The 18200-nt window shown below is 69.4% G+C and carries 19 protein-coding genes; 12 read left to right on the top strand and 7 right to left on the bottom strand.

Features of this window, described 5'->3' with window-relative positions:
* Positions 1-139 precede the first annotated feature (139 nt).
* On the top strand, positions 140-1024 hold the full coding sequence (locus FHR38_RS14665; RefSeq protein ID WP_184535197.1) for an LLM class flavin-dependent oxidoreductase: 885 nt from the start codon (positions 140-142) through the stop codon (positions 1022-1024).
* 25 nt (positions 1025-1049) lie between these two features.
* On the opposite strand, the gene FHR38_RS14670 is transcribed toward FHR38_RS14665, so the two are convergent.
* Both FHR38_RS14670 and FHR38_RS14675 read right to left on the bottom strand, forming a co-directional pair.
* Positions 1050-2120: a questin oxidase family protein gene (locus tag FHR38_RS14670; RefSeq protein WP_184535198.1), complete on the bottom strand. Its 1071-nt coding sequence runs from the start codon at positions 2118-2120 to the stop codon at positions 1050-1052.
* A gap of 39 nt (positions 2121-2159) precedes the next feature.
* On the bottom strand, positions 2160-2708 hold the full coding sequence (locus tag FHR38_RS14675) for a phosphoribosyltransferase family protein (protein ID WP_184535199.1): 549 nt from the start codon (positions 2706-2708) through the stop codon (positions 2160-2162).
* A gap of 165 nt (positions 2709-2873) precedes the next feature.
* On the opposite strand from FHR38_RS14675, the gene FHR38_RS32215 reads away from it, so the two are divergent.
* From FHR38_RS32215 to FHR38_RS14695, 4 genes are all read left to right on the top strand, one after another.
* A complete protein-coding gene (locus FHR38_RS32215; RefSeq protein WP_184535200.1) occupies positions 2874-3512 on the top strand; it encodes a septal ring lytic transglycosylase RlpA family protein in 639 nt (212 codons plus the stop codon).
* A gap of 117 nt (positions 3513-3629) precedes the next feature.
* Positions 3630-4757 (top strand): PP2C family protein-serine/threonine phosphatase, encoded by a 1128-nt coding sequence (locus FHR38_RS14685; protein WP_184535201.1) that lies wholly within the window; start codon positions 3630-3632, stop codon positions 4755-4757.
* 142 nt (positions 4758-4899) lie between these two features.
* Positions 4900-6756 (top strand): acyl-CoA dehydrogenase, encoded by a 1857-nt coding sequence (locus FHR38_RS14690; RefSeq protein WP_184535202.1) that lies wholly within the window; start codon positions 4900-4902, stop codon positions 6754-6756.
* 205 nt (positions 6757-6961) lie between these two features.
* A complete protein-coding gene (locus FHR38_RS14695; protein WP_184535203.1) occupies positions 6962-7231 on the top strand; it encodes a DUF6458 family protein in 270 nt (89 codons plus the stop codon).
* A 209-nt stretch (positions 7232-7440) separates the two neighbouring features.
* Here the strand turns inward: FHR38_RS14695 and FHR38_RS14700 are convergent, their stop codons facing one another.
* Positions 7441-7980 (bottom strand): SixA phosphatase family protein, encoded by a 540-nt coding sequence (locus FHR38_RS14700; RefSeq protein WP_184535204.1) that lies wholly within the window; start codon positions 7978-7980, stop codon positions 7441-7443.
* Positions 7981-8097: 117 nt separating this feature from the next.
* Between FHR38_RS14700 and FHR38_RS14705 the strand changes: the two genes are divergently transcribed.
* Positions 8098-8367 (top strand): DUF6458 family protein, encoded by a 270-nt coding sequence (locus tag FHR38_RS14705; protein ID WP_184535205.1) that lies wholly within the window; start codon positions 8098-8100, stop codon positions 8365-8367.
* Between the two features lie 81 nt (positions 8368-8448).
* Here the strand turns inward: FHR38_RS14705 and trhA are convergent, their stop codons facing one another.
* Positions 8449-9126: a PAQR family membrane homeostasis protein TrhA gene (trhA, locus tag FHR38_RS14710; RefSeq protein ID WP_184535206.1), complete on the bottom strand. Its 678-nt coding sequence runs from the start codon at positions 9124-9126 to the stop codon at positions 8449-8451.
* Positions 9127-9173: 47 nt separating this feature from the next.
* Positions 9174-9776, bottom strand: coding sequence for a 3'-5' exonuclease (locus FHR38_RS14715; RefSeq protein ID WP_312882146.1), 603 nt, complete (start codon positions 9774-9776; stop codon positions 9174-9176).
* A gap of 145 nt (positions 9777-9921) precedes the next feature.
* Between FHR38_RS14715 and FHR38_RS14720 the strand changes: the two genes are divergently transcribed.
* Genes FHR38_RS14720 through FHR38_RS14730 form a run of 3 tightly spaced genes read left to right on the top strand, consistent with a single transcriptional unit; the run spans position 9922 to position 12123 of the window.
* Positions 9922-10542, top strand: coding sequence for a 5-oxoprolinase subunit B family protein (locus tag FHR38_RS14720; RefSeq protein WP_184535208.1), 621 nt, complete (start codon positions 9922-9924; stop codon positions 10540-10542).
* Positions 10536-11387, top strand: a complete 852-nt coding sequence (locus FHR38_RS14725) for a 5-oxoprolinase subunit C family protein (RefSeq protein ID WP_184539681.1) — start codon at positions 10536-10538, stop codon at positions 11385-11387. Before FHR38_RS14720 ends, FHR38_RS14725 begins: the two co-directional genes overlap by 7 nt.
* Positions 11371-12123 carry a LamB/YcsF family protein gene (locus FHR38_RS14730; RefSeq protein WP_184535209.1) on the top strand — a complete coding sequence of 251 codons (753 nt, stop codon included), beginning with the start codon at positions 11371-11373 and terminating at the stop codon, positions 12121-12123. The genes FHR38_RS14725 and FHR38_RS14730 overlap by 17 nt, the downstream gene beginning before the upstream one ends.
* 90 nt (positions 12124-12213) lie before the next feature.
* Here the strand turns inward: FHR38_RS14730 and FHR38_RS14735 are convergent, their stop codons facing one another.
* Both FHR38_RS14735 and FHR38_RS14740 read right to left on the bottom strand, forming a co-directional pair.
* Entirely contained in the window at positions 12214-14052 is a 1839-nt protein-coding gene (locus FHR38_RS14735; RefSeq protein WP_184535210.1) for an NHL domain-containing thioredoxin family protein, read from the bottom strand.
* A 153-nt stretch (positions 14053-14205) separates the two neighbouring features.
* Entirely contained in the window at positions 14206-14880 is a 675-nt protein-coding gene (locus FHR38_RS14740; RefSeq protein ID WP_221449024.1) for a class I SAM-dependent methyltransferase, read from the bottom strand.
* A 139-nt stretch (positions 14881-15019) separates the two neighbouring features.
* On the opposite strand from FHR38_RS14740, the gene FHR38_RS14745 reads away from it, so the two are divergent.
* The 3 genes from FHR38_RS14745 to FHR38_RS14755 all read left to right on the top strand — a co-directional run bounded on the left by FHR38_RS14745 (position 15020) and on the right by FHR38_RS14755 (position 18195).
* Positions 15020-16228 (top strand): serine hydrolase domain-containing protein, encoded by a 1209-nt coding sequence (locus FHR38_RS14745; protein WP_184535211.1) that lies wholly within the window; start codon positions 15020-15022, stop codon positions 16226-16228.
* Positions 16229-16354: 126 nt separating this feature from the next.
* Positions 16355-17542 carry a sensor histidine kinase gene (locus FHR38_RS14750; RefSeq protein WP_184535212.1) on the top strand — a complete coding sequence of 396 codons (1188 nt, stop codon included), beginning with the start codon at positions 16355-16357 and terminating at the stop codon, positions 17540-17542.
* Positions 17539-18195, top strand: coding sequence for a response regulator transcription factor (locus tag FHR38_RS14755; protein ID WP_184535213.1), 657 nt, complete (start codon positions 17539-17541; stop codon positions 18193-18195). Before FHR38_RS14750 ends, FHR38_RS14755 begins: the two co-directional genes overlap by 4 nt.
* Positions 18196-18200: the final 5 nt, after the last annotated feature.

Genomic DNA, 18200 nt, shown 5'->3' on the forward strand with positions numbered 1-18200 from the left:
GGACGTACTCGTCCCTTGCGATGCCCGCTTCCCCCATGCCGGAGGATGTTCGCAGCGCTCGACGGGACGTGCAACCCCTGTCGATCATCTGAGTTTCGGCTGTCGGATTTGTTACTCGCGGCCGTAATAGGCTCTCGACATGCGGATAGGCATCGTGATTCTGGCGGACCAACGGTGGACCGAGGCAGAGCGCCGGTGGCGTCAGGTCGAGGAGTGGGGATTCGACCACGCCTGGACGTACGACCATCTCGGCTGGCGGGATCTGGTCGATGGCCCCTGGTTCGACGCGGTGCCGACGCTCACCGCCGCAGCCATGGTCACCTCACGGATCACACTCGGCACGCTGGTCGCCTCACCGAACTTCCGGCATCCGGTCTCCTTCGCCCGGCAGGTGACCACGCTCGACGACGTCTCCAACGGCCGGGTGCTGCTCGGGATCGGGGTCGGTGGACTTGGCTTCGATGCCGCCGTACTCGGGGCGGAGCCGCTGACTCCTCGGCAACGGGTCGACCGGCTCGCCGAGTTCACGGAACTGTTCGATCGGATCCTGCGCGAGGATCGGGTCACCTGGCGCGGTGACTACTACGCGGCTGTCGATGCCCGAAGCAATCCCGGCTGTGTGCAGCAGCCCCGGGTGCCCTTCGTGATGGCGGCCAACGGGCAGCGTTCGATGCGGCTGGCCGCCCGGTTCGGGCAGGGTTGGGTGACCGTCGGCGACGCCTGTGACGACATCGAGGAGTGGTGGCGGTCGGTGGCACGGCGGTCGGAGCAGATGGACCGGACCCTGGACGCCGCCGGTCGCGACCCGGCCAGCCTCGACCGCTACCTGTTCCTGGATTCGGCACCGGTCTTCTCGCTCTCCAGCGCGTCGTACTTCGCGGACGCGGTCGGCCGAGCCGCCGACCTCGGCTTCACCGACGTGATCACTCATTGGCCGCGGGAGTCGAGCTGGTACGCGGGGGACGAGGCCGTACTGGAAGAGGTGGCGACGACCCTGCTGTCGCAGTTGCGTACCGGCGGTTGAGTCGACCGGGTTGGCCCGGCAAGTGTCAGACGAGTCGGGCGGCGTGGGCGACTGCGCCGAGCACCCTCTCGTCTCCGGTATGGAGGTACACGTCGGCGACCGCGTCCGCCAGCTTGATGACGTGCGCGTCACCGTGTTCGGCGGCTCGGTGCAGTGCCTCCTCCGGCGAGGTGTTCGGGACCACCGAGGGGGTGGTGCCGACCGTTGGCGCGTACCCGGCGGTGATGGCCGCGGTCGCGGCCCAGGCGGCGGCGAGGCTCGGTGCCCACAGTGCCGGGTCGAGCGCCGGCAGGGTACGCAGTACCGCGGTGGGCGCGGTCACCGCGTGTACGAGCATGACCGGTTCCCCGTGGGCGAACCGGAGGTAGTCCAGCGCCGCCCGGTGTACCAGCTCACCGAGGAGTTTCCGCGCCTCGTCGGGGGTGTGGGCGGGTCGCAGGGCGGCTACCGAGGCCGGCCAGTCGGGCAGGTCGGGGAGCCGGCCGAGCCGGTCCCGGATGCCACCGGTCTGGTCGTCGATGCGGGGAATGCCGGCCAGGGCGACGGCCACCTCAGCCCGACCCGGCAGCCCGGTAGCCACGTCGAGTAGGTCCGCTGCTGCGCCAAGCTGGCCAGTGGTCACGCCGGGCAGACCGGGGATCGCCTGCCAGCGGGCCGCCCAGTAGGCGAGGGCCTGGCCGAGTTCGGTCAGCCGGGTTGGCGTGCTGCCGGCGCGCAGCGCCCGGACGGCGTGTCCGACTCGGATCACCCCGTGGGTCGCGCCGGCGGCGAGCCCGGGGAGCAGTCGCGGCCACCAGCGACCCAACACCTCCGGCCAGGGCTGTTCTTCGAGCGCTCGATCGAAGTAGGCGAGCCAGTCGCCGATGCGTGCCGGGTCACCGAGGGCGGCCCGCCAGTCCGTGATGGCATCCCTGGTGCCCGGCAGATCGTCCAGCCGGGGCAGGTACGCGTCGAGCCAGCGGTGGATGCGGGCACCGTGCCCGTGGCGGGCGAGTGCCTCCACCGTCATCGGTCCGTGATTGGACAGCCAGCCCCGGTATTCGGGGCCGGTGCGGTGCAGTCGCTCGTATGCCTCGTCCAACAGGTCGAAATCCATGGCTGGCAGCCTGCAACTTGAACCCAGGTTCAGGTCCAGTCAGATTTCCCTGCCGGTGAGCAGGGCGCGTACCCGTAGCTCCGCCGCGAGTCCGGCGGGGCAGTCGGCGATCACGGCGGCGGTGCCGACCGGCTCGGCGGACCGGGCGGCCACCACCTGGTAGAGCGCGCGGAGTTGGGCGCCGGTGGCCACCCAGTCGTCCACGACGAGTACCCGGTCGCCGGGACGCAGGTGCCGGTCGCGTACCCCGAGGGTGAGGGTCCGACCCCGGTAGTCCGATGTCGTGCTGGCCCAGGTGGTCGGCCCGGCGATCAACCGACCATCGGGACGCTTCTTGTACGCGGGCACGAAACCGACGCCGAGCGCGGTCGCCACCAGAGGGCCGAGCATCAGCCCGGTCGCCTCGGGGCTGACCACGACGGTGGGTCGGTCGGGCCGGAACAGGTCGGCAAGAGCCGGACCGAGTCGGGCCAGGATTTCCGGCTCTCGCCACCAGCCGGAGACGTCGCTGACCAGGTGGCTCGCCGCCGGCCCGGGATCGACCCAGCGGAAGTGTTCTACCAGGAGTTTCCTCAACTCGTCGGGCACCCGACCATGGTGCGGCACCCGGGCACTTCCGACCCAACACGGGTCGGATGATCGGCTACACGTTTCCCCGCAAATGCAGGCAAATCAGAATGATCACGTTGACCTTCGAAGTGCTTCTCTGGCTAGCGTCCGCACGGTCTCCTAGTCGATCGAAGGGCCAGGTCAGTGGCGGGCAAGCACTTCCGGGTACGGGCATTCAGGTCGCGGGTCGGCGTCGTCGTCGGCGCGGCGGTGGGCGTGGCGGTCGTCGTCGGTGGCACGGTGGGCGCGGTCCAGCTCGCCTCCGGCGGGACGGACGGGGCATCGGTGCCGACGTCCGCGACGGCGGGTGAGGCGTACCCGTCGTTGGTGCCGAGTGCCTCCGGCGAGCCGTCGCAGACCCCGTCGGCCACGCCCACCACCGTCGCGCCGACCACGGCCAGCCCCACCGCGACCCGGTCGCCCGAGCGGGCGTCGCGCAAGACCCGGGCCGCCACGCCGAGCGCCACCGCCAGTCGGAGCGCGGCGGGGAGCACGGTGGTCGGCAGCGGTGCCTGCGGCGCGTCCTTCTACGCCGAGGGGCAGATGACCGCCAACGGGGAGACCTTCGACCCCGAGGCGCTGACCGCCGCCCACAAGACCCTGGCCTTCAACACCAAGGTACGGGTGACCAACCCCGCCAACGGCAAGTCCGTCGTGGTGCGTATCAACGACCGGGGTCCCTACATCGACGGCCGGTGCATCGACCTGTCCCGGGCGGCATTTCGGGCGATTGCCTCACTCGATCTCGGCGAGGTCAACGTCAAGTACGAGATCCTCGGGTAACTGTCCAACCGCATGTCCCGTGACCGTTCGGCGGGTGCCCGATGGCTGATGCGCCAGGTGGCCAGAACCGTATCGGACGAGGGGTCAACTTCGTTCAATCGCCGCGCTCAATCATGCATGCTGTTCGGCGTACCCATGCAACTTTTGTCGTCGGGCCGCCGCCCGCTGAGCCCTGGATCCCGCGCCGGCCTCGGCGCGGCCCTTGTGTTGCTCGCGTTCGTGTCCGCAGTGGAACTCGCCGATGGTGGTGGCGCGAACTATCTGGGCCTGATGGCGGCGGCGCCCTTCCTCGTGGCCGCGTTCGCCCCCTGGCGGATCGTGCTGGGGATCGGGGCGATAGCCACCGGGCTCGCGGCCACCTTCGCGCTGAGCAGCGACAGGATTACGCTGGCCATGGCGGTCAACGTGGTGGGGATCGCCCTCTCCACGGCCATCGCCGCCGCAGTGGCGATGATCCGGCAGCGGCAGGCCGAGCGGATCGCCGAACTGTCCAAGCTCGCCTCGGTGGCCCAGCAGGCGGTGCTGCGCCCGCTCGGTCCACAGGTGGGTGCGTTGGCGGTGGCGGGACACTACATCTCCTCCACGGCTGCGGCAGATATCGGTGGAGACCTCTACGAGGCCATCGACACCCCGTACGGCGCTCGGCTGATCATCGGCGACGTACGCGGTAAGGGGTTGGACGCGGTCCGGCTGGCCAGCATCGTGCTCGGCTCCTATCGGCATGTCGCCTATGAGCGGGCCGACCTGCGGGCCATCGTCGCGGATCTGGACCGGGCGGTGGCCCGCAGCGTCGGTGACGAGGACTTCGTCACGGCGGCGCTGGTCGAGGAGCGCGGGGGAACGTTGACGATCGTCAACTGCGGTCATCCGGCACCGCTGCTGCTGCGTCGGGGCAAGGTGATCCCGTTGGAGCCGCCGGCCCCGGCACCGCCGCTGGGGTTCATGCCGGTCGTCGCGCCCCGCGTGGAGCGGCTCGAACCGGGCGACCGCCTGCTGCTGTTCACCGATGGGCTCGGCGAGGCCCGCCGGGACGGCGAGTTCTTCCCGACCGCGGATCGGGCCTGGCAACTGTTGGGGCACGGTACGGTCGCCGACGGGCTGGCGTCCCTGGAGACCGCCCTGGTCGAGTGGGTGCAGGGGCAGCTCGACGATGACATCGCGCTGGTGCTGATGGAGTACTCCGGTCCGCAGGCGATCAGCACTGCGGCGGTGCCGAGCTGGGAGGTGGGCGCGGCCGACGTCTGAGGCCGGGTCCGCGATCCCGGAGTCTGCTGTCCGTGACATGTCAGCAGCAGTTTCGCCGAGTGGCTTGTCGCTGCCTACCGACGAGTAATATAGTTCGGAGTTACTGATCGGTAACTGGTGCGTGGAAGCGGGGCCGGCGAGCATGACCCATTACAAGAGCAATCTTCGGGATATCGAGTTCAACCTCTTCGAGGTCTTCGGCGCGGACCGTACGTTGGGGCAGGAGCCGTACACCGAGCTGGACACCGACACGGCCCGGAGCATCCTTGCCGAGATGGACCGGCTCGCCCGCGAGGACCTGGCGGCCAGCTACGTCGAGGGCGACCGCAACCCGCCGAAGTACGACGCGGCGACCCACTCGGCGCCGCTGCCCGAGGCGTTCAAGAAGTCGTACCAGGCGTTCATGGACTCCGAGTTCTGGCGACTGGACCTGCCGGGCGAGCTGGGCGGCACCAACGCACCGCGCGCCTTCTGGTGGTCACTGGCCGAGCTGGTGCTCGGCTCCAACGCCCCGATCTGGATGTACGCCTCCGGCCCGTCCTTCGCGCACACGCTGAGCATGGAGGGCACCGAGCGGCAGAAGCGCTGGGCCAAGCTCTTCGTGGAGAAGCAGTGGGGCTCCTCGATGGTGCTGACCGAGCCGGACGCCGGTTCCGACGTCGGTGCCGGTCGTACCCGGGCCATCGCACAGCCGGACGGCTCGTGGCACATCGAGGGCGTGAAGCGGTTCATCACCTCCGGTGAGCACGACCTCACCGACAACATCGTCCACTACGTCCTCGCCCGTCCCGTGGGTGTCGAGGGCGTCGGTGGTCCGGGCACCAAGGGGCTGTCGCTCTTCATCGTCCCGAAGTTCCACTTCGACGAGGAGACCGGCGAGCTGCTGGACCGCAACGGCGTCTACGCCACCAACGTCGAGCACAAGATGGGCCTGAAGGTCTCCAACACCTGTGAGCTGACCTTCGGCGAGCACGGCGTACCGGCCAAGGGCTGGCTGATGGGTGACGTGCACGAGGGCATCCGCCAGATGTTCCTGATCATCGAGTACGCCCGGATGCTGGTCGGCACGAAGGCGATCGCCACCCTCTCCACCGGCTACCTGAACGCCCTGGAGTACGCGAAGAACCGGGTGCAGGGTGCCGACCTGCTCCAGACGGCCGACAAGACGGCTCCCCGGGTCACCATCACCAACCACCCGGACGTACGTCGGTCGCTGATGCTGCAGAAGTCGTACGCCGAGGGGCTGCGGGCGCTGGTCTGCTACACCGCCTCCTGGCAGGACAAGGTGCACCTGGCTGAGGCGGCCGGTGACGAGAAGGCTGCCAAGATCGCCAAGAAGGTCAACGACCTGCTGCTGCCGCTGGTCAAGGGCGTCGGTTCGGAGCGGGCCTACGAGCTGCTCGGTCACGAGGCCCTGCAGACGTTCGGTGGATCCGGTTTCCTCCAGGATTATCCGCTTGAGCAGTATGTCCGGGATGCGAAGATCGACACTCTCTACGAGGGTACGACCGCGATCCAGAGCCTCGACCTCTTCTTCCGGAAGATCGTCAAGGACGGCGGGAAGGCCCTGATGTCGGTGGCCGCCGAGATCCAGGCGTTCGTCGAGTCCGAGGCCGGCAACGGACAGCTCAAGGAGGAGCGGCAGGCGCTGGGCAGGGCGCTGGTCGAGGTGCAGACCATTCTCGGCACCATGACCAGTTGGCTCGGTGAGGCGCAGGGCGGCGAGCCGCGGGCGCTCTACAAGGTGGGCCTGAGCAGCCGCCGGCTGCTGCTCGCCGTCGGCGACCTGGTCGTCGGCTGGCTGCTCCAGCGCCAGGCCGAGATCGCGCTGGCGGCCCTGGCTGGCGAGGTTTCGGAAGCGGACAAGTCGTTCTACACCGGAAAGGTGGCCGCTGCCCGGTTCTTCGCCCACGAGGTGTTGCCGCGTATCGGCGCCGACCGCCGGATCATCCAGTCGACCAGCCTCGACCTGATGGACCTCCCGGAAGACGCCTTCTGACCGATCCGGGGAAGTGGCACGCCTTTTGATCGACCCGGGAAGGTGCCACGTCCGGGGTTTGCTTCCCTGGCCAAGGGAATCCCCCGAATATGCGGCGGCCGGCGAGCAGTTGCTCGCCGGCCGCCGCGCTATTCTTGAGGGGAGTAGTTCGCCCGATTTGTAATAGGAAGCCCAGAAGCCATCGCACAGGGGGAGTGCAGCGCACATGGGCATCGGTAGCGGTATCTTCCTTATCACAATAGGCGCGATTCTGACATTTGCCATCAGAGCGAACGTATGGTGGATTGACCTACGCGCGGTGGGCTGGGTGTTCATCCTGGCCGGTCTGGCCGTACTCCTGACGACCTTCTGGTTCTGGCAGGACCGGCGACGGCGTGCTCGTACGTTGATCGTCGAGGAGAACCGGCTGTCCCATCCCACGGCGATGATGCCACCACCACCGGATCCGCCCCCGCCGAACGCGCCACCGAGCTGACCATGGCTGGTCGGGGCAGCCGATCGATGGGGCAGTGCTGACCGTAAGTGTTCAGCGGAGTTCGTTGACGTCGAAGCGGATCTTCCGGCCGAGCGCAGTGGCGACGGCCCGGACCTGGTCACGGTGAGTGACCAGGTCCGGGCCGTTCAACGTGTACGCCTACCGTCCTTCTCGCGTTTCGCCGATTCGGTGGGGTGGCGTACGGAGGTTCAGGGGTGCGCGGTGAACCGGTCCGTGACCGGTGCCTCGCCCGGGTCGACGGTTGCCCAGTCGCCGGTCACCCGGTGCACCGCCATGTCACTCGCACCCAGTCCCCCGGAGATCGGGTGCGTGGGATCCAACAGGTACGACAACTGGGAGATGCTCGGGTTGTGCCCGATCAGTAGCACCACGCTCCGCGACGGATCCAGGGCGCGAAGCAGGTCGAGTAGCTCCTCGGCACCGTGCTGATAGATCGTGGCCTCGTAGTGGACGATCGGTGCGTTCGGGGATGCCAGCGGATCACTGGTCCTGCTCGGCCGCTCCGCCAGCTCCGTCAGGCCCAGTGCCACACCGTGCCAGGTCTGGCGGGTGCGTTGGGCCGGTGAGCAGATCACCGTGTCCGGTCGGTAATGGTGTTCGGCCAGCCACTGGCCGGCGGCCGCCGCGTCGGCGGCACCGAGCGCGGTGAGCGGCCGGTCGAAGTCCGGCAGGTCCGGTGACTGTCCGGCCTGGGCATGGCGGAGTAGGACGATGCGCCGTTCGGTCATCCGCCCAGCTTGCCTGATTGACCGTGGAACCACGTGGGTAAGTCGATGAATGCCGCAACCTCACATGTGGCAAGCGGCGGGTAGCGAATGCCAGCTGATAGCCAAGGAGGCAGCAAAGTGGGCATCGGTGGAAGCATCTTCCTTATCGCCCTGGGCGCGATCTTCGCGTTCGCGGTCGAGTTCGAGCTGGGCTGGCTCGACATCAGCGTCGTCGGCTGGGTGCTGATGATCGCTGGTGTGGTCGGTCTCATCATGACCAGCTGGTTCTGGAACCGGCGTCGCACCGTCGTCACCACCCCCGTGGCGGAACGCCGGGTCGTACCCACCCAGGACGCCCGGGTCGTCGAGGAGTACCGCGAGGTGCGCCGCCCCGGCCAGCCGCGTTGACGGCACAGCAAGTCATCGGCCCCGATCAGGATCTGCGTCAATGGGTGGAGTGAGTGTGAGCGCTCACCCCACCCATTGCGCTCAGGCGAAGAGGGCGAAGTAGATGGCGATGTGGTGGCAGATCGCGGCCAGCAGGGTGCAGGCGTGGAAGAACTCGTGGTGGCCGAAGACGGTGGGCCAGGGGTTGGGTCGGCGTAGCGCGTAGAAGACGGCACCGACGCTGTAGACCGCCCCGCCGACGATCAAGAGGACCAGCGCGGTGACACCACCCTCGCGCAGGATGTCCGGCAGGATCGCGACCGCCACCCAGCCGAGAGCCAGATAGAGCGGCGCGGAGACCCAGCGTGGTACGTGCGGCCAGACGAGTTTCAGCGCCACTCCGGCCAGGGCACCGCCCCAGACCAGCGAGAGCATGATCGCTGCGCTCCGGTCGGAGAGCAGCAACAGGCAGAGCGGGGTGTACGTACCGGCGATGAATACGAAGATCATCGAATGGTCGAGTCTTCGCATCACCTGATAGCCGCGCTCGGACCAGACCCGTCGGTGATAGAGGGCGCTGGTGCCGAACAGGCCGCAGACGGTGAGGCTGTAGATGGCGCAACTGATCAGCGGAGCCCAGCCGGGCCGACTGGCGGCGAGTGAGCAGAGCACTATGCCGCAGACGGCTGCGACAAAGAAGGCGTAGGCGTGCAGCCAGCCGCGCATCCGTGGCTTACCGATGTCGACCGGCTTCATCCGTAACGGGGCCGAGGTGGTCACGTCACTAGGTTACGGCACCGTAGGTTACTTCTAAGTAGTGGAACGCGTCACGTGTCGCCGGCAGGCGCGCCGGCGCCAGGATCACCCGGCCAGGCTCCGGCGGCCAGGGTGTGCAGCACGAGCGCGCCGATGTTCCACGCATCGTCGGCACCGCTGTGATGGCGGCCCTCCAACGGAAGCTCGACGTGCCGAAGCGCCCCGGCCATCCCCATCTTCCGCTGGAGGCCGTACGCCTGCGCGAACACCGCCTTGGCGTTGACGTGCCGGGCACCGAACGGGTACGGCACCTGCGTGGCCCCGCATTGGCGCTGGAACTGCAGCCGGTCGTAGTCGCCCCAACTAGCCCAGACCCGGGGACCCGCCTGATGCCGCGTCGCCAGGAGTCTGCACGCCTCCGCGAAACTCACGCCGGCGTCGACCTCGGCCTGGGTGAGGCCGGTGAGTTCCGTACAGAACGCACTCACCCGCGACCGTGCCGGCCGGACCAGGATCCGGTCACGGGCCACCCGCCGCCGGTCGACCAGATCGACCACGCAGAGTCCGATCTCGATGATCTCGTTGGTCTGGTCCCGTGGGGACGGACCCCGCCAGCAGGTCGCCTCGACGTCCACGACGTTGAGTAACCGATCGGGCTCCCATGGATGTGACACGACGGTGAGCCTATGGATCGGCTGGTACGCCAGCATCCGGTTTTCCTCCGCCGCCCGATCCTGTCGATTGGACGGCTGGATGCCGAGTGGACGCCCGGACCGATGGAGCTGACGCCCAGCCCGATGTCAGGCAGGATGCTGAGCCATGCGGGTACGGCGGGTGGGAGAGCACGGACTCCTCCTCGACTGCGTCGACGCGGGCCAGGTCGAGACGTGGCGAGCCGAACTCTGGCGACGACGCGCGGCCGGCGAACTCGACGCCGTCGAGATCGTCCCGGCGGCGCGAACGGTGCTGCTCGACGGGGTGCCCGATCCCGCCGCGACAGCGACGTCGATCGCCCGCTGGTCGCCGCAACCGGTCATCGAGACCACCACCGGGAACAGTCCCGAGGTGGCCATCCCCACCGCGTACGACGGGGCGGACCTGCCCGAGATAGCGGCATTCTGGGGCACTACCGTCGAGGCGGCGGTCGAGCGGCTGACCAGCATCGAGTTCCGGGTGGCGTTCTGCGGCTTCGCCCCCGGCTTCGCCTACCTGACCGGCCTGCCCGAACAGTGGACAGTGCCCCGACTGGCCACCCCCCGACCGAAGGTGCCGGCCGGCTCGGTCGCGCTCGCCGGGGCGTACGCCGGGATCTATCCCACCGCCTCGCCCGGCGGTTGGCGACTGGTCGGTCGGACCGAGGTCACGCTCTTCGACGTACACCGTGACCCGCCGGCGCGGCTCGTCCCCGGCGCTCGGGTCCGGCTGGTGCGGGCATCGTGATCGAGGTCGTTCGGGCCGGTGCCCTAACCACCGTCCAGGACCTGGGCCGACCAGGCTACGCGCACCTCGGCGTACCCCGCTCCGGCGCGCTGGACGCCCCGGCGTTACGGCTGGCCAACCGGCTGGTCGGCAACCCGGAAGAGTGTGCCGGGCTGGAAACCACGGTGACCGGCTGTGCGATCCGACTGGTCGACGCCGGGACGGTCGCGGTGACCGGAGTCGACGCGCCGGTACGGGCCGCCGGGCGGCCAGCCGATCCTGGGCGGCCGTTGGCCATACCGGCGGGTGGGCTGGTAGAGGTCGGACCAGCTCGGACCGGGGTGCGCTCCTATCTGGCCGTCGCCGGAGGCATCGCCGTCGAGCCGGTGCTCGGCAGCCGCGCCACCGACACCCTCTCCGGGCTCGGCCCGGCACCGCTGCGCGACGGCGACACCCTGCCGACCGGCCCGGTCACCAGCGCCCCCGCCCCGGTCGACTTCGTGCCGTGGCCGGCCCCGTCCACCATGGTCGACCTGCCGATCCGCCTCGGCCCCCGGGACGACTGGTTCACCGACGAGGCCATCGCCCGACTGCTCGGTACGACGTACACGGTCACTCCGGTGAGCAACCGGGTTGGTGCGCGACTGGCCGGTGTGGCCCTGCCCCGCGCGAAGGTCGGCGAGTTGCCCAGCGAAGGGATCGTGCTCGGGGCGGTACAGGTGCCCGCCGACGGGCAGCCGCTGATCTTCCTCGCCGACCATCCGACCACCGGTGGCTATCCGGTGATCGGTGTGGTCGCCGACGTGGCGCGGCTGGCCCAGGCCCGCCCGGGTACTACCGTGCGATTTCATGGACCTCAACGCTGACCTCGGTGAAGGCTTCGGCATCTGGCGGCTCGGTGACGACGAGGCACTGCTCGACCTGATCACCTCGGCCAACGTCGCCTGCGGCTTCCACGCCGGAGACGCCAGCACCATGCGCCGGATCTGCGCGGCGGCCGCCGAACGCGGGGTCGCCGTCGGAGCCCAGGTCGGCTACCGCGACCTGGCCGGCTTCGGCCGGCGGCGGATCGAGTACGCCTTCGACGAACTGCGCGACGAGATCGTCTACCAGATCGGTGCGTTGGACGCCTTTTGCCGGCTCGCCGGAACCTCGGTGCGGTACGTCAAACCACACGGCGCGCTCTACAACACCGCTGCCCGGGACGAGTCCCAGGCGGCGGCGGTGGTGGCCGCGGTGGCCGGCTACCACCCGGGGCTGCCGGTGCTCTGTCCGCCCGGATCGGTGCTCGCCCAACTGGCCACCGGGGCCGGACTGCGGGCCGTCGCCGAGGGATTCGCCGACCGGGGCTACCAGTCCAACGGCGCGCTGGTGCCACGTACCGCCCCCGGTGCGTTGGTCACCGATCCGGACCAGGCAGCCGACCGGGCGGTGCTGATGGCCGTCGAGCAGCGCGTCGTGGCGGTGGACGGCACCCCCGTACCCGCCCCGGTGGAGTCGATCTGCCTACACGGCGACACCCCGGGCGCGGTGACGGCCGCCGGGCGAGTCCGCGCCGCTCTCAGCCGTGCCGGGGTGGAACTCGCCTCGTTCGCGGGCTAGCGCCGTACTCGCCGGTTGCGGATGACCGTCCTCTCCTTCGGCTTCAAGTGGAACTCGCCTCGTTCGCGCGCTAGCGGTGCACTTCGGGGGTCAGGTGTCGAGGCCGCGCAGGATCAGCGGGAGGCGGTTCGGGCCGTCGGGCGTGAGACGTACCGGCACTCCCCAGTCCTGCCGGGTGAGGTGACAGGCCGCATGCTCCTCGTCGGCGTCACAGGTCGCCGCCTGGGCGGTCACCTGGAGCACACCGCTGGTCACCTCGGGATTGACGACCAGCCGGCGGGACAGCTCGGTGGTGACCCCGACGCCGTCGAGCAGCAGCTCCGGTGGGGACGCCGACACCTCAAGCCGGGTCGACGGCCCGAACGTCTCGTCCAGTTTCTGGCCGGGCGGCGGAGTGAAGACGATGTCCAGGGTCACCTCGCCGGGGGCGAGGTCGGTCGGTGGGCGTTCCGCCCGGTGCCGGTCGCCGTTGACCGTCGTCGCGCCGATGGCGGAGAGCGCACCCGGCGCCAGCCGGGACAATCGATGTGCTGCCGACTCGACCACCAGCACCACGCCGTCAGCGGCCAGCACGACGTCGCTCGGCTCGGCCAGGCCATCGGCCACGGTGGCGACGACGTCGGCCTCCGGGTCGTAGCGGCGGACCGCCCCGTTGTACGTGTCGGCCACCAGAACCGAGCCGTCCGGCAGCGCGCACACCCCCAGCGGATGCTGGAACAACGCCTGGTCGGCGGGACCGTCGACGTGACCGAAGTCGAACAGGCCCTGCCCCACCGCCGTGTGCATCGCACCGTCCTCGACGTACCGCAGGGCGCTGGTCTCGCTGTCTGCGATCCACAGGCGGGAGCCATCCGGTGAGACGGACAGCCCGGACGGCTGGGCCATCCATACGTCGGGCAGTGGCCCGTCGCGTAGCGCCTCGACCGTGGTGCCGGCGTAGATCCCGACTGTCCGCTTTACCGGATCGAACCACCAGAGCTGGTGGATACCGGCCATCGCGATGACGACCTTGTCGTCGTACCAGGCGAGGTCCCAGGGGGAGGAGAGGTCGATGGAGAGCGCGTCGTGTGCGTGGTCGTCGACCGTCGAGCGCCACTGGCGGCCGGTGCCGGCGACCGTGGTCACCTCGCCGGTCGCCAGGCTGACCCCGCGCAGCAGGTGGTTGACGGTGTCTGCGACGACCAAGTCGTAGCCGGCGATCCCGGCGACGTGCTCAGGCAGCCGGCACATCCCCTGCGGCTCGGAGAAGCTCGCCTGGTCGGCCGCACCGTTGGCCCGACCGCGCTCGCCGGAGCCGATCCGCCGCCGCACGGTCTCCCCGTCGGGGGCCAGCTCGACCAGCGAGTGTCGGGCCGAGTCGGAGACCAGCAGGTTTCCGCCGTCGAGCGCCACGGCCTTGCCGGGAAAGCGCAGGCTGGTCGCCGGTTCGGCCGGCGGGACGTACGGCCCGACCCCCCGGTGCAGGGTGCCCTTGGCCTCGTGCACCTCGATCAGCTCGTCGAGGAGTCGACCGATCCCCTCCGCGTGGCCCTCACCGGCCATCGTGGCGACGACGTAGCCCTCCGGGTCGATCACGGACAGGGTCGGCCAGGCCCGGGCCGCGTACTGCTGCCAGGTCTTCAGTTCCGGATCGTCCAGCACCGGGTGCGCGACGCCGTACCGCTCGACGGCGGCGACTACGGCATCCGGGTCTCGTTCGTGCTCGAACTTTGGCGAGTGCACGCCGATGACGACGAGTACGTCGCCGTACTTCTCCTCCAGGGGACGCAACTCGTCGAGTACGTGCAGACAGTTGACGCAGCAGAAGGTCCAGAAGTCGAGGATCACGAAACGTCCTCGGAGATCTGCCAGCTTGAGGTCCTGCCCGCCGGTGTTCAGCCACGCGCGGCCCTGGAACTCGGGTGCGCGTACCCGTGGTGATGCGTCCATGCGATCAGCCTGCCACGCCGTCTGGCGTCGAAGGCGGGGGGTTGTGCAGGTCTGCCAGCGGTGAGCGTCCCGGAGCATGGCCTCACCCTGGGGAGTCACGATTCCGCCCCGGCACCGGACGTCCCCCTGTGGCGGGCCATTGGCGAGCCACCACTACTTGTTGCTGCGGTTGCGAGCCTGGATGGCGAGCATGACCGGGGTGGGTGTGCCGCCTTCGGTGAAGTGCTCGAACTCCAACCCAGCGTCGAGGAAGGCGTGCAGCAGTTCCGGCAGAGGGCGGTGGGTGGCCCCGACCTTGTCGCGGACTCCTTGATCGGTCCAGGAGTTGTGGGTCCAGTGGCTGTCGAGATAGCCGGGCCGGATTACGACGGCGTCCGGGTCGGTCCGGTCGGCGAACCCGCCACAGAAACAGGGGTGCACCCCGATGTGGACGAACCTGCCGCCCGGCCTCAGTACTCGGGCGACCTCACGGAGCACCTGAGGATAGGCCGGCATGTCGGTGTGGACCATCACGGCGACGACGGCGGGCAGGCAGCCGTCGGGGAACGGGAGTCGTCCGACGTCGGCTCGGGCGATCGGTAGGCGGCCCGCAGCGTGTCTCAGCATCCCCGCGGAGAGGTCCACCCCGAGGGGGCACCAACCCAGCTCACGAACGAGCGAGGCGTACCTGCCGGTGCCGCAGCCGATCTCCAGGCAGGTGCCTTTACCCGCACCCAGCAGAAGGCGTAGCGCCTGCTCGATGCCGAGTGGATCGCCGTCGGCTTGTCGCCCGACGAACTCCTCCTCGTACCAGTCCGCGATCTCGTCGTACGTCGACACCGGTCCCATGCGTTCCACCCTAACCATCTCAATCGATCAGACGCGATGGCCGACGTAGGTGCTCTCTTCGTGAACGTGGTGCCATTGGGTGATGACGATGGAGTCATTGTGGCTTCATCTAGGGCCAAATATGTGCCATCATGGCACCATGAACGTCAATCAGAGCAAGATGCTGCGGATCTTCCGGCGAGTGGGGGTCATGGCCCTGGCTGTCACACTGCTGGCCGGGGCAGCCACACCCGGGATGGCCGCTCCGGACACCATGGCCGCGTCGAAGGTCGCTGCCGGGCAGGAGCGCCCGGAGTTGCAGGCGGCTATCCAGGAGTTCGTCGACATCGGTTTCGCCGGGATGCAGATGCGCGTGCACGATCAGCAGGGCGAGTGGGTCGGCAGTGCCGGGGTACGCAAGCTGGGTGAAACCGCGAAGCCGCCGACGAACGGGCGGTTCCGGATCGGCAGCAACACCAAGACCTTCATCGCGACCGTGGTGTTGCAACTGGTGGCCGAGGGCAAGGTCCGGCTGGACAACCCGGCGGCCGACTACCTGCCGCAGTTCGGGCTGGACCGGCGGATCACGGTGCGGATGCTGTTGCAGCACACCAGCGGGGTGTTCAGCCACACCGGCGACTATTACGACGGGACGGCCATGCCGGGGATCCCCTCGGCGGGCCAGGAATGGGTGGACAACCGGTTCCGCACCTACCGGCCGGCGGAACTGGTGCGGTTCGCCCTGTCCAAGCCGGCGCTATTCGCGCCCGGGACGAGCTGGAACTACTCCAACACCAACTACACGCTGGCCGGACTGTTGATCGAGCAGGTCACCGGCCGCTCGTACGCCGAGGAGATGCAACGGCGGATCCTGCGGCCACTCGGGCTATCGGGCACTGTGGTGCCGGGTGCCTGGTCGGGGATCCCCGGGCCGCATGCCCGCAGCTACTACCACTATCAGGACGCCGGCCAGTGGCGGACGGTCGACGTCACCCGGCAGAATCCCTCCTGGCTGTTCGGTGCCGGTGACATGATCTCGACCACCCAGGATCTGCACACGTTCTTCTCCGCGCTGCTGGGCGGCAAGCTCCTGCCGGCCCCGCTGCTGGCCGAGATGCGCAAGGCGCATCCGGGCGGCAACGGCTTCGGCCTGGGGTTGCGCGTACAGGACGTGAGCCCGGACTGCGACGGCACCATCTTCTTCCACAACGGCAGCACCATCGGCTCCGGAGCGCTGATGTACAGCACGCCCGACGGCAGCAAGACCCTGACTGCCTCGGTGACCGGCGGAAACACTGAAGTCGACCTGGTAGGGGAGTATCCGGCAGCGTTGGACAACCTCCTCAAGGAGGTGTTCTGCGGCGAGTAGGCCGCAGCCTGACAGGCCAGCCGACAGCCTGAACACCGGACCGGTACGCCTGCTCGGACGCCGGGCAGAGCAGGTATACCGCGTTCGTAGTACGCATCGAGGGCGGTCCGTTCGTACAGTGCCGGTATGCGGCGGTGGCTGGTGGACGCGGCACTGGTGGTCGGTGCCGGTGGTGTCACGGTGTATCGGGTCGCCGTCGCGACGGTGGCCCCGGCGGACCGACCACCCGACGAGTGGGCGTACGTCCTCAGCGTGGCGATGGCGGTGGCGCTGCTGGCGCGTCGAAGATGGCCGGGGACGGTCATGGCCGCGGTGGGCGGCCTGTTCCTGCTCTACCACGTGCTGGAGTACCCGGGCGGCGCGCCGGCGGTGCCGCTGTGGGTGGCGCTGTATTCGGTGGCGGTGGCCACCCGCCGCCGGGCTGGACTGGTGCTGGCCGGGATCCTTCTCGGGTTCGACGCCTACAGCCGCATGGTGATCAACCAGGTCGGGCTCCTGGACGCCACACTGGACAGCTCGACCGTGGTGTTCGTGTCGATGCTGCTCCTCGGCGAGGTGGTACGGGGTCGGCGGACAAGACTGGCGCTGCTGGCCGCCGACCGTGAGCGGGTGGCCGCGCTGCGGGTCACCGAGGAGCGGATACGCATCGCCCGGGAGTTGCATGACGTGACCGCGCACACCCTGGCGGTGGTGAACGTGCAGGCCGGGGTGGCGGCCGAGGTGCTGGACGACGATCCGGCACAGGCTCGGGCAGCGCTGGAGAACGTACGGCGTGCCGCCCGGGAGGCGCTGAACGAACTACGCGCGGCGGTGGGAACGATCCGCGACGGGTCGCGCCCAGCCGAGAGCGCAGACGACAGAACCGGGGGCGACAGAACCGGCGGCGCAGACGACAGAATCAGGGACGACAGAGCCGGCGGCGACAGAACCGGATGCGACAGAACCGAGGTGGAGCCGCCCGGACCCACCCTGGACCGGCTGCCCGCACTGGCCGCCTCGACCGGGGCCGTCGTCGTCTACGAGGGGGAACGACGGCCGCTGTCCCGGGCGGTGGAGTTGACGGCGTACCGGATCGTGCAGGAGGCGGTGGCCAACGCGCTGCGGCACGCGGAGGCCCAGCGGATCGACGTACGGCTGGGGTTTCGGCCGGATGGCCTGTCGCTGTTGGTCTCCGACGACGGTCGGGGCGCGACCGGACCGCCGGGCAACGGGCTGCGTGGCATGACGGAACGGGCCGTCGGCCTGGGTGGCTGGTTGCGGGTTGGCCCGGCCGACGGCGGGGGTTTCCAGGTACGGGGGTGGCTGCCGGGATGACGGTACGAGTGTTGCTGGCCGACGATCAGACGCTGGTCCGGGCCGGTTTCCGGGTGCTGTTGGAACGGGCCCCGGACATCGAGGTCGTCGGCGAGGCGGCCGACGGTGACGAGGCGATCGCCGCGACTCGGGCGCACCGGCCGGACGTGGTGCTGATGGACGTACGGATGCCCGGCACCGACGGGCTGACCGCCGCGCGGCGGATCCTCGCCGACGAGCGGCTGCCCGGGGTACGGGTCGTCATGCTGACCACCTTCGAGTTGGACGAGTACGTCTACGCCGCGCTGCACGCGGGCGCGAGCGGTTTCCTGCTCAAGGACCTGGAACCGGAGGAGCTACGGCGGGCGGTCCGGGTGGTGGCCGCCGGGGACGCGCTGCTGGCCCCGGCGGTGACCCGACGGCTCATCGCGGCGTACGCGGGTGGTCCGGCCGTGCCAGGGGTGCACACGTTGACCGCTCGGGAGCGGGAGGTGGTGGCGTTGGTCGCCGACGGGCTGTCCAACGCCGAGGTGGGAATGAGACTGCGGATGAGCCCGGCGACCGCCAAGACCCACACGAACCGGGCGATGGTCAAGCTCGGTGCCCGGGACCGGGCACAGCTCGTGGTCTTCGCCTACCGCAGCGGGCTGGCCCGGCTACCGCGTCCGCGGTAGCGTGC

This window comes from Micromonospora polyrhachis (genome assembly GCF_014203835.1).
In the GTDB taxonomy this organism is placed as follows: Bacteria; Actinomycetota; Actinomycetes; order Mycobacteriales; family Micromonosporaceae; genus Micromonospora_H; species Micromonospora_H polyrhachis.

What these genes read in the sequence shown, in the direction of transcription:
- FHR38_RS14700 (WP_184535204.1), bottom strand. Translation starts at nt 7,980, where the DNA reads ATGACCGAACGGCGCATCGTCCTACTCCGCCATGCCCAGGCCGGACAG.
- FHR38_RS14665 (WP_184535197.1), top strand. Translation starts at nt 140, where the DNA reads ATGCGGATAGGCATCGTGATTCTGGCGGACCAACGGTGGACCGAGGCA.
- FHR38_RS14755 (WP_184535213.1), top strand. Translation starts at nt 17,539, where the DNA reads ATGACGGTACGAGTGTTGCTGGCCGACGATCAGACGCTGGTCCGGGCC.
- FHR38_RS14670 (WP_184535198.1), bottom strand. Translation starts at nt 2,120, where the DNA reads ATGGATTTCGACCTGTTGGACGAGGCATACGAGCGACTGCACCGCACC.
- FHR38_RS14720 (WP_184535208.1), top strand. Translation starts at nt 9,922, where the DNA reads ATGCGGGTACGGCGGGTGGGAGAGCACGGACTCCTCCTCGACTGCGTC.
- FHR38_RS14745 (WP_184535211.1), top strand. Translation starts at nt 15,020, where the DNA reads ATGAACGTCAATCAGAGCAAGATGCTGCGGATCTTCCGGCGAGTGGGG.
- FHR38_RS14740 (WP_221449024.1), bottom strand. Translation starts at nt 14,880, where the DNA reads ATGGGACCGGTGTCGACGTACGACGAGATCGCGGACTGGTACGAGGAG.
- FHR38_RS14735 (WP_184535210.1), bottom strand. Translation starts at nt 14,052, where the DNA reads ATGGACGCATCACCACGGGTACGCGCACCCGAGTTCCAGGGCCGCGCG.
- FHR38_RS14690 (WP_184535202.1), top strand. Translation starts at nt 4,900, where the DNA reads ATGACCCATTACAAGAGCAATCTTCGGGATATCGAGTTCAACCTCTTC.
- FHR38_RS14730 (WP_184535209.1), top strand. Translation starts at nt 11,371, where the DNA reads ATGGACCTCAACGCTGACCTCGGTGAAGGCTTCGGCATCTGGCGGCTC.
- FHR38_RS14695 (WP_184535203.1), top strand. Translation starts at nt 6,962, where the DNA reads ATGGGCATCGGTAGCGGTATCTTCCTTATCACAATAGGCGCGATTCTG.
- FHR38_RS14685 (WP_184535201.1), top strand. Translation starts at nt 3,630, where the DNA reads ATGCTGTTCGGCGTACCCATGCAACTTTTGTCGTCGGGCCGCCGCCCG.
- FHR38_RS14750 (WP_184535212.1), top strand. Translation starts at nt 16,355, where the DNA reads ATGCGGCGGTGGCTGGTGGACGCGGCACTGGTGGTCGGTGCCGGTGGT.